Source organism: Crinalium epipsammum PCC 9333, from assembly GCF_000317495.1.
GTDB classification, from domain to species: domain Bacteria; phylum Cyanobacteriota; class Cyanobacteriia; order Cyanobacteriales; family PCC-9333; genus Crinalium; species Crinalium epipsammum.
Map to the genome: position 1 here is coordinate 5,305,001 of NC_019753.1, position 10,554 is coordinate 5,315,554.

A 10,554-nucleotide genomic window follows, 5' to 3' on the forward strand; every position below is an offset into this window, starting at 1 on the left:
ATCTCAGCCGCTGCGCCTAAACACATTTCGGGGAGAACCAGCTAGCTCCGGGTTCGATTGGCATTTCACCCCTAACCACACCTCATCCGCCGATTTTTCAACATCGGTCGGTTCGGACCTCCACTTGGTGTTACCCAAGCTTCATCCTGGACATGGTTAGATCACCCGGGTTCGGGTCTATAAACACTGATTAAACGCCCTATTCAGACTCGCTTTCGCTATGGCTGCGGTAAATCTTACCTTAACCTACCAGTGCCTATAAGTCGCCGGCTCATTCTTCAACAGGCACACGGTCAGACGTTTAATCGTCCTCCCATTGCTTGTAAGCTGATGGTTTCATGTTCTATTTCACTCCCCTTGCGGGGTTCTTTTCACCTTTCCCTCGCGGTACTTGTTCACTATCGGTCACACAGGAGTATTTAGCCTTACGAGATGGTCCTCGCTGATTCACACGGGATTTCTCGTGACCCGTGCTACTCGGGATGCAACTAAGCCCAATTCACTTTCAACTACAGGACTTTCACCTTCTCTGGTGCAGCAATCAGGCTGCTTCGTTTAGCTTCATGGGTCTTGTATCTGTTGTCCCACTACCCCACAAAGATATACTTCGTGGTTTAGGCTGTTCCCGCTTCGCTCGCCGCTACTAAGGGAATCTCTGTTGATTTCTTTTCCTCCAGCTACTAAGATGTTTCAATTCGCTGGGTTGGCTCATACCTGTCTATGGATTCAACAGGTTGTATAAAGGGTTGCCCCATTCGGACATCTCCGGCTCAATGTTTACTTCCAACTCCCCGGAGCGTTTCGTCGGTAATCACGTCCTTCTTCGCCTCTGTGTGCCTAGGTATCCACCATCAGCCCTTATTATCTTGACCACTATTAATTGTCAAACAGGTTTTCTACTGGTGTTTTCACACTTCGTAGTTCTGTTTCGACTACCTACTTTTTTTGTTGCTATGCAGTTTTCAAGGTTCTAGCTGGATTAAATCCAGCAGGCTGACTCTCGTTATTGTCAGATTGCTAGATGTGTTTCCACATTGTTTAAACCGAACCATTAATAGTTTGAAAGCCTTTAGACTAACTCTCGCTTGACCTGGGATGACTACTGTGGGTGAATCTGTGAGTTCACACTTTGTAGTTGGTCTCCCTAAAAGGAGGTGATCCAGCCACACCTTCCGGTACGGCTACCTTGTTACGACTTCACCCCAGTCACCAGCCCTGCCTTCGGCATCCCCCTCCTTTACAGGTTAGGGTAACGACTTCGGGCATGACCAGCTCCCATGGTGTGACGGGCGGTGTGTACAAGGCCCGGGAACGAATTCACCGCCGTATGCTGACCGGCGATTACTAGCGATTCCACCTTCATGCAGGCGAGTTGCAGCCTGCAATCTGAACTGAGCCACGGTTTATGGGATTTGCTCACCATCGCTGGTTGGCTGCCCTTTGTCCGTAGCATTGTAGTACGTGTGTAGCCCAGGACGTAAGGGGCATGCTGACTTGACGTCATCCCCACCTTCCTCCGGTTTGTCACCGGCAGTCTCCTCAGAGTGCCCAACTTAATGCTGGCAACTTAGGACGAGGGTTGCGCTCGTTGCGGGACTTAACCCAACATCTCACGACACGAGCTGACGACAGCCATGCACCACCTGTGTTCTGGTTCCCGAAGGCACTCCTCGCTTTCACGAAGATTCCAGACATGTCAAGCCCTGGTAAGGTTGTTCGCGTTGCATCGAATTAAACCACATACTCCACCGCTTGTGCGGGCCCCCGTCAATTCCTTTGAGTTTCACACTTGCGTGCGTACTCCCCAGGCGGGATACTTAACGCGTTAGCTACGGCACTGTCCGGGTCGATACAGACAACACCTAGTATCCATCGTTTACGGCTAGGACTACAGGGGTATCTAATCCCTTTCGCTCCCCTAGCTTTCGTCCCTCAGTGTCAGATGAGGTCCAGTAGAGCGCTTTCGCCACTGGTGTTCTTCCCGATCTCTACGCATTTCACCGCTACACCGGGAATTCCCTCTACCCCTACCTCTCTCTAGTGATTCAGTTTCCACTGCTTCTACGGGGTTAAGCCCCGCTCTTTAACAATCGACTTGAATCACCACCTACGGACTCTTTACGCCCAATCATTCCGGATAACGCTTGCATCCTCCGTATTACCGCGGCTGCTGGCACGGAGTTAGCCGATGCTGATTCCTCTGGTACCTTCACTTTCTTATTCCCAGAGAAAAGAGGTTTACGACCCAAGAGCCTTCCTCCCTCACGCGGTCTTGCTCCGTCAGGCTTTCGCCCATTGCGGAAAATTCCCCACTGCTGCCTCCCGTAGGAGTCTGGGCCGTGTCTCAGTCCCAGTGTGGCTGATCATCCTCTCAGACCAGCTACTGATCGTCGCCTTGGTGCGCTCTTACCACACCAACTAGCTAATCAGACGCGAGCTCATCTTCAGGCGGTAAACCTTTTACCTTTCGGCACATCCGGTATTAGCCACCGTTTCCAGTGGTTGTCCCGAACCTAAAGCCAGATTCTCACGCGTTACTCACCCGTCCGCCACTAATGTATTGCTACACCCGTTCGACTTGCATGTGTTAAGCAGACCGCCAGCGTTCATCCTGAGCCAGGATCAAACTCTCCATTTTATGTAATGAGTTTTGCTCGGCTTACTTTTGGAACCACAGTTCCATTTTGCTCAAAGTTATTACCTTTGAGGCTTAATTGCTTTTTGACGAGGTTTCGTGCTATAAAGCTTTCAAACTATATAATTTTCTAGGTTCAGGCGCTTCGTGAGTGCTGCGCTTTCGCGTCTTTTCTCTCGACCGCTTTATTAATGTAGCAACTACAATTCAAACTGTCAACCTTTTGAGAGAATTTTTTTTCAGATCGCTTCAAACTGCCTATATCTTTGGGATTGGGGCTAGCCAAAGTTACAGTCTTCGTAGGTTGATTACCTAGCCGTATATTCATCAACACAGGGTTATGAACAACTGGCAAGGTTATTAGTGAGCGATCGCAAGCCTTTCACTACGCTCTATTGCATGAGTGATAATTTTTGACATACTCCCCGACCTGATGGTAGAGGGATTCTTCTGAAGTCGCCTCTCAGAATTACTAGTTTACTGAGTCCACTTAAACTAAACCCCTTGCGGTGTCGAATCCAGAGATGGTTCTCTCCTCAGTCTTTCAGTGTATTTCAACACCCTATTTCGGTATGTTCTACCGTATAGTTTAAACACGATTACTCGGTTCTCTATTGCTTGGTGTTCTGAACTTTTACCCGCAGAAACATTTCTCTGCGGAACGCCCTAGCTTAGGTTATCAAGGTTCAGTGCATCAGTTAAATGCGAGGTTTTTAACGTTGTTGATTACCTTTCCACTTCTCTCTTTTACAAAATAAGAGTCTTATTGGAATCGTTAAAAGTATGTTTAAAATCATATCTTTTTAATATAAAGCCGTCCGATCTATGACGGGAAAGCTTAAACCCAATTTTCTGGTAAAGAGGCAATGGCTATGACTGAGCAACTCAAACAAATGATCGCAGTTTTACCTCCCTGGATAGTACTAGATCCACTCCTCCACAACTGGTTATTAGAAGATATTGGTCGGGGCGATCGCACAACTCAAGGGTTGTTGGGCTGGGAATCTAGTTCTGGTCAAGCTTCGTGGACTGCTAAAGAAGTTGGTGTGATTGCAGGATTACCTTTAGCTGGGCGAGTATTTCAACTTTTGAATTCAGATGTAAGTTTTGTGGCTGTCGCGGCTGAGGGTGAAGTTTGTCAGCGAGGACAGGTTGTTGCACAGATGCAGGGGTCGTTGTCAGCGTTGCTGACGGGAGAACGAGTTGCTTTAAATTTAGCTATGCGACTAAGTGGAATTGCAACATTAACTCGTAAATATGTTGAGCAAATAGCAGATTTACCAACAAAGCTGGTGGATACTCGCAAAACTACCCCTGGATTAAGGCTGTTGGAAAAGTACGCTACTCAGGTGGGAGGGGCGGTTAATCATCGCATGGGATTAGATGATGCAGTGATGATTAAGGATAATCACATTGAAGCGGCTGGAGGAATAGAAAAAGCTATTACTCGCATCCGTTCCCAAATGCCTTATCCGTTAACTATAGAGGTGGAGACGGAAACACTGGCGCAAGTTAAAGAAGCTTTGCAGTATGGAGCGGATATTATCATGCTGGATAATATGCCTGTGGAAATGATGCGTCAAGCTGTAGAGATAATTCGCGATCGCAATAATCGCATCAAAATTGAGGCTTCGGGTAATATCACTTTGGAAACTATTCGCGCGGTTGCTGAAACGGGTGTGGATTATATATCCAGCAGTGCGCCGATTACTCGCTCAACTTGGTTGGATTTGAGTATGAACCTAGACCTTAGTAGTATGGAGGAGAAAGAAACGCTCGGTTAAATCCCCAACAAAAGCTCAATGAATTCTACGGTAGAACAACTAAAAAAGAAATTTGATCAGGCTTTGATTGCAGCCTTTGGCAGCGAGTATGCTGGATGCGATCCTATGCTGGTAAATGCTAGTAATCCTAAGTTTGGTGATTATCAGTCAAATGCGCCTCTATCTCTGACTAAGCGGTTGGGGAAGCCGCCACGAGCGATCGCACAAGCAATTGTTCAGCATCTTGATATCAATGATATCTGTCAACCGCCTGTTGTTGCAGGTGCAGGCTTTATCAATTTCACACTCAAACCGGAATATTTAGAAGCCCAACTCAATGCTATTCAGGCAAATGCTCGATTGGGGGTTGAATCTCCTAAAACTAAAGAGCGAGTAGTAGTTGATTTTTCTAGCCCTAATATTGCTAAGGAAATGCACGTTGGGCATTTGCGCTCTACTATTATTGGAGATTGCATTGCTCGGATTTTAGAATTTTGGGGTCACGATGTCCTGCGACTGAATCATGTCGGCGACTGGGGTACTCAGTTTGGAATGTTGATCGCTTATTTGCGGGAAGCATATCCAGAAGCTTTGACTACGGCTAATGCTTTGGATTTAGGTGATTTAGTTTCTTTATATCGTCAAGCTAAGAAGCGGTTTGATGAAGATCAGGAATTTCAAGAACTAGCGCGGCAGGAAGTTGTTAAACTGCAAGCTGGTGCTGAAGATACTAACAGGGCTTGGCAGTTATTGTGTGAGCAATCTCGGCGCGAGTTTCAGGTAATTTATGATTTACTAGATGTTCATCTGCAAGAACGTGGTGAATCTTTTTATAATCCTTTGCTACCAGCAGTTTTAGAAGATTTAGATAAGCTGGGTTTGTTGGTAGAAAACGCTGGTGCTATGTGCGTTTTTCTGGATGGTTTTACTAATAAGGAAGGACAGCCTCTACCGTTGATTGTGAAAAAGTCAGATGGTGGATACAACTACGCTACTACTGATTTAGCAGCGTTGCGCTATCGGATTGAACAGGATGGCGCGGAACGTATTATCTATGTTACGGATGCTGGACAAGCAAATCATTTTGCTCAGTTTTTCCAGGTAGCACGACGGGCGGAGTGGATTCCAGATGATGTGGAAGTGGTTCATGTTCCCTTTGGGCTGGTGTTAGGGGAAGATAATAAAAAGCTGAAAACTCGTTCTGGGGAAACTGTACGGTTGCGTGATTTATTGGATGAGGCGATCGCACGGGCGCGTACTGACTTAAAAACTAGATTACAGGAAGAAGGACGACAAGAAACTGAAGAATTTATTGAAAACGTAGCTAAAACTGTTGGTATTAGTGCGGTTAAATATGCTGATTTAAGCCAAAATCGTACCAGCAATTATATGTTTAGTTACGATAAAATGCTGGCTTTGCAAGGTAATACCGCACCTTATATGCTTTATGCTTATGTGCGGATTCAAGGAATTAGCCGTAAAGGTGGAATTGATTTTGATAACTTGGGTGCAGATGCCAAAATTTTATTGCAGGAAGAAACAGAATTAGTTTTGGCGAAGCATCTCTTACAACTGAGTGAAGTTCTTAGAGAAGTTGAACAAGATTTAATGCCAAATCGGTTGTGTCAATATTTGTTTGAACTTAGTCAGAAGTTTAATCAATTTTATGATCGCTGTCCTGTACTGCAAGCGGAAGAACCGCAACGCATATCAAGGTTATCGTTGTGTGATTTGACCGCTAGAACGTTGAAGTTAGGATTAACCTTGTTAGGTATTCCAGTTTTAGAAAGAATGTAGGTCACAGATTGTGTAAATAAATTTCCCCTCTCCAGCAATAAAAAGGAGTAGGGGAAGAATAAAATATTTAATTTGGTAGACGTAATTCCCATTCATACTGAATAATTGAAGGGCATCCCTGACATCGAAGTTTGGGGGATCTAGTGAGATTGAGACGTTGGAAAAGGGGAATTTGTTTAAGTTTGCGATTATATTTGGTTAAATCTAGGCGATTGTACAGAGACATTTATTTAAAACCAATAGTCCAATTTAATCCAAATTTATAGTGCTTGCTTGCTTCCTCATGCCCTGAAAAGTATTTTTCTTCTTTAGAAGCTACAATTTTGGAGCCAGTATTCTTAATCATTGCAGCAGCACAAAAAGGTCGATTATTATCAGGATTATCAAGTTCAAGAAAGATCTCTTCCCCATTGCTAACTTTAAAAAGCATACGCCCTTGAACCGACTTAAAATCAGAAGCTCCCCTATATATCAACGCAAAGAACATAATTCGTTTAATCAAATCGGGTCTAAAAATGTAAAGATTTTCGCCGTTTACCGCAGCCCCAGTACGATCATCTCGATCAAGCCAAATATAGGGAAAAGAATCTTTAGAACCAAAATTGTTTCCTAAAGGCTGAATAACTCCTTCTTGACTATCATTCATTTCATATATACATCCTAAATCTAGATCGGGTGTTTTGTTCATACCAAGGATATTTTTTAATAACCCACCACTCTGGGTTTCCTGCCGATTCCAGTTGAGGTTAACCTGAATCAGTAACTGCTCAGAGTCACTCGACTTGCGAAGATTAAACGTATGCGAATCGCCAACTCTCTTAAGCTGAATAACCATCGCACCGTTGCTCTTACTACTACCTTGAGAGATAGCTGGCTGAGATTCTTTTTTCTGTTCTTGTTCTTGATGTTTATTCTCAACCAAATATTTATCTACAAAACTTTGTAATCCGGCTTTATAGCCTTCCCCTACTGCTTGAAATCTCCAATCAATATCTTTTTTATATAACCTGCCAAACTCTAAAGCAGTTTCTTGTGAAAAAGTTTCTTTTAAATCATATCGAGCTAACTCAATTCCGGTTTCTTGATTATAAAGTCTGATAAACGCCTTTTTAATTTGGCTAAAATTTTGATTTTTTTCTTTTCCTTCGTGAATTGTAACAACAAAAACAATTTGCTCAATAGCAATTTTAACTTTTGGCAAATCTACATAAATGGTTTCATCATCACCTTCACCTTGCCCAGTTTTGTTATCGCCTGAATGTATTACTGAGCCATCAAGTGATTTCAAATTATTGTAGAATACAAAGTATTTTTCATTAATTACTTTGCCTGCCGCGCCTAACATAAATACAGAAGCATCTATATCATAATTTTGTCCTGAATTACTTACTTCCCAACCCAAGCCAATAGCAAGCTTTTTTAAATTTGGCGCTTCTTTAGAAAGATTGAACCTGCCACCTTTGGTTAATTGAATTCCCATCTTGTCTGCATCCTCTGATAAATAATTATGCTGGGAGATTAAAAATTTAATAAAAAGGGGGCATTCATCGTTGTTAGCCCCTTCTTAATTATTTTGTTTTCTTTAGCTTCTTGAGATAACTATTTAAGAAGCATACTGATCGACAAATTTTTGCAGTCCTGCTTTATATCCTGCGCCGACAGCTTGAAATCTCCAATCCCCGTCTTTTCTGTAAAGTTTCCCAAATTCAATTGCTGTTTCTGTAGAAAAATCTTCTTCTAATTCATACTTGGTAATTTCTTTTTCTGTAGCGTTGTCGTAAATTCTGATAAAAGAATTCCTGACTTGCCCAAAATTTTGCTTTCTTGTATCTGCTTCATGGATGGTGACAACAAAAACTATTTCTTGAATTGAAGCATCTACTTTACTAAGATCAATTTCAACTGTTTCATCATCTCCTGCACCTTCTCCGGTAAGGCTATCTCCCAAATGCTTGACGGAACCGTCAGGGGATTGGGTGTTATTGTAGAAAACAAAGTATTGATCGTTAGGAATTTTGCCATTAGCTCCTAACATAAATATAGAAGCATCTAAATCAAATGCTGCCCCTGTGTCTGTAGCGTTGATATCCCATCCTAAACCAATTCCGGCTTTTGTCAAACTAGGAGCTTCTTTGGAAAGATTAATTCTTTCACCTTTGCTGAGGTTAATTGACATAATTTCTCTTGATTTATACAAAACAACTTCGGTTCAAAATTTATACTAACAGGTTAGTTAAGCATAAGCTTTAACAAGCTCACCCAAACCATTGACTTTAACGCCGTTACCAATTGCTGCCATTTTCCACTCGTTATTGTGCCGATAGATTTCAGCCATAATCATTCCTGTCATACCTTTGTATTCTTGACCTGATAAGTTATACCGAGCAATTTCTTTATTGTTGGATATATTTACCAAGCGTACAAAGGCATTTTTAATTTGTCCAAAATCTTGTTTACGTTCTAGGCAATTGTAAATATTGACAGTAAAAACCAGTTTAGAAATTTCTGCTGGTATCTGATTTAAACTCACAAGAATTTGCTCGTCGTCCCCGTCTCCTGCACCCGTAAGATTATCACCTAGATGAGTAATAGCTCCTGATTTATGTTGGAGATTACTAAAATAAATGACATTACCCTGATTATTGGCTTTATCATTTTCATCTAAACAAATAACAGATGAATCAAGGTCGTAGTCAACATTATTGCTGAAGGCTCCAAACAAACCACCACCTGAAGGTTTTGCTACATCCCATCCTAGTCCGCACATGAGTTTTGTTAGTCCTGGTGCTTCTTTAGAAAGCGAGATGCGTTGACCTTTTTCTAGATTAATTGCCATTTTTTTAACCTGTTAGCTATAGCGATCTAGTAATGCTTGTAAACCGCCTTGATACCCTGCGCCGACTGCATTGAGCCGCCATTCGCCGTCTTTGCGGTAAAGTTCAGCCATGATTAAAGCTGTTTCTACGGAGTAGTCTTCAACTAAGTCATAACGGACAGATTCTTGTTGAGTTTGAGCATTAACTAATCTGACGAAAGCGTTTTGTACTTGACCAAAATTCTGCTTGCGTTGTTGTGCTTCATGGATAGTTACACAGATCACAATTTTTTGAATTTCGTTTGGTACTTTTTTGAGGTTGATTTTGATAAGTTCATCATCTCCTTCACCAGCGCCTGTCAAATTATCCCCCATGTGCTGAACTGATTTATCGGGATCTGGACTGATGAGATTATTGTAGAAAATGAAATGGTTATCAGATAAAAGTTTTTCGTTTGCACCTAATAGGAATAGTGAGGAATCAAGGTCGAAATCATAGCCTGTGTCTGTGGATTTAATGTCCCAACCTAAACCAACGAATGCTTCAGATAGCCCTGGTGCTACTTTATCAAGCGATACTCGTTGCCCTTTTGTGAGTGAAACTGCCATTATTTAAGATGCTCCTTGATTGCGACCGCCAATATTTTAATGCTGTAAAAATTTGCTTACTTTTAAAGACAGTAAACAATTAAGGGAGTTTTGTAGCTTGCTTAGAACTTATATGGTTTGTAGTAGTAATGTCAAGAAAATTGGAGTTTTTTAAAATATCTATACAATTAGCTATTAAATCTTATTAATAAGTTAAAATATATATCTTTGTGAAGAGGGCGATCGCTCCTTTTTCTACGTCGATCATACCTACTGCTAAAGCTTGTTTCTTTGTATTATCAACAGTTAAGTTGTAGCGATCGCTACTTGTTTTCCTAAAAGTTGTAGCGATCGCTACCTGCTTTTAAATAATTTGTTGCAGGTATTCTTGCTCAGTCATAAGTTCTTGGGTATTTTCTACCCGATCTATAAATAAGATGCCATCAAGGTGATCGTATTCGTGTTGAAAAATCCGAGCAACAAAATCTGTTAATTCTTGACGATGTAACTTACCATCACGGCTGGTGTATTCGACTTCAATAGTTTGATATCTGGGAACTAAACCGCGAATACCTGGAATACTTAAACAACCTTCCCAGCCTTTGACTACATCTGATGAATGACTAATGATTTTGGGATTAATCATGGCTGTAGGTTCCATTTTTGGGGCGCTGGGATACCTGGGGTTAGGGCGAGATGCCACAATGAATAAGCGATAAGATTGGGCTGTTTGTGGCGCTGCTATGCCAACGCCGTTAGATGCTATGGCTGTGGCGATCAAGTCGTCAATTAGCTTTTGGATATGTTCGTCGTGGATATTTTCTATGGGTTGTGCTTGTTGTCGCAGGATAGAATTGCCAAGTTGGGAGATTTCTAAAATTTCAGTCATGGCGCAGTCTGGTTAAAGGGGAGGTTTGGGTGTGTGCTAAGGTAGTGCGATCGCTTTTCAGGGTGGA

The 10,554-nt window shown here is 42.3% G+C and carries 7 protein-coding genes and 2 rRNA genes (1 of these 9 running past the window's edge); 2 read left to right on the top strand and 7 right to left on the bottom strand.

The annotated features are described in order from the left end of the window. Positions 1-872 (bottom strand): 23S ribosomal RNA (locus CRI9333_RS23025) (it extends 2,024 nt beyond the left edge of the window). Positions 873-1,147: 275 nt separating this feature from the next. Then, positions 1,148-2,638: ribosomal RNA gene (locus tag CRI9333_RS23030) — 16S ribosomal RNA — on the bottom strand. Together the 16S and 23S rRNA genes form the textbook arrangement of a ribosomal RNA operon. A gap of 869 nt (positions 2,639-3,507) precedes the next feature. Between CRI9333_RS23030 and nadC the strand changes: the two genes are divergently transcribed. After that, positions 3,508-4,419 (top strand): carboxylating nicotinate-nucleotide diphosphorylase, encoded by a 912-nt coding sequence (gene nadC / locus CRI9333_RS23035; RefSeq protein WP_015205564.1) that lies wholly within the window; start codon positions 3,508-3,510, stop codon positions 4,417-4,419. Positions 4,420-4,437: 18 nt separating this feature from the next. Next, complete coding sequence (gene argS / locus CRI9333_RS23040) at positions 4,438-6,195, top strand: arginine--tRNA ligase (RefSeq protein ID WP_015205565.1); 1,758 nt, start codon at positions 4,438-4,440, stop codon at positions 6,193-6,195. A 226-nt stretch (positions 6,196-6,421) separates the two neighbouring features. Here the strand turns inward: argS and CRI9333_RS26285 are convergent, their stop codons facing one another. The 5 genes from CRI9333_RS26285 to def form a co-directional block, all read right to left on the bottom strand. After that, positions 6,422-7,675: a TerD family protein gene (locus CRI9333_RS26285; RefSeq protein WP_015205567.1), complete on the bottom strand. Its 1,254-nt coding sequence runs from the start codon at positions 7,673-7,675 to the stop codon at positions 6,422-6,424. Positions 7,676-7,798: 123 nt separating this feature from the next. Continuing rightward, positions 7,799-8,371, bottom strand: a complete 573-nt coding sequence (locus CRI9333_RS23055) for a TerD family protein (protein WP_015205568.1) — start codon at positions 8,369-8,371, stop codon at positions 7,799-7,801. A gap of 57 nt (positions 8,372-8,428) precedes the next feature. Then, complete coding sequence (locus CRI9333_RS23060) at positions 8,429-9,031, bottom strand: TerD family protein (protein ID WP_015205569.1); 603 nt, start codon at positions 9,029-9,031, stop codon at positions 8,429-8,431. Between the two features lie 12 nt (positions 9,032-9,043). After that, positions 9,044-9,619, bottom strand: a complete 576-nt coding sequence (locus tag CRI9333_RS23065) for a TerD family protein (protein WP_015205570.1) — start codon at positions 9,617-9,619, stop codon at positions 9,044-9,046. A gap of 343 nt (positions 9,620-9,962) precedes the next feature. Next, positions 9,963-10,487, bottom strand: coding sequence for a peptide deformylase (gene def / locus CRI9333_RS23070; protein WP_015205571.1), 525 nt, complete (start codon positions 10,485-10,487; stop codon positions 9,963-9,965). Positions 10,488-10,554: the final 67 nt, after the last annotated feature.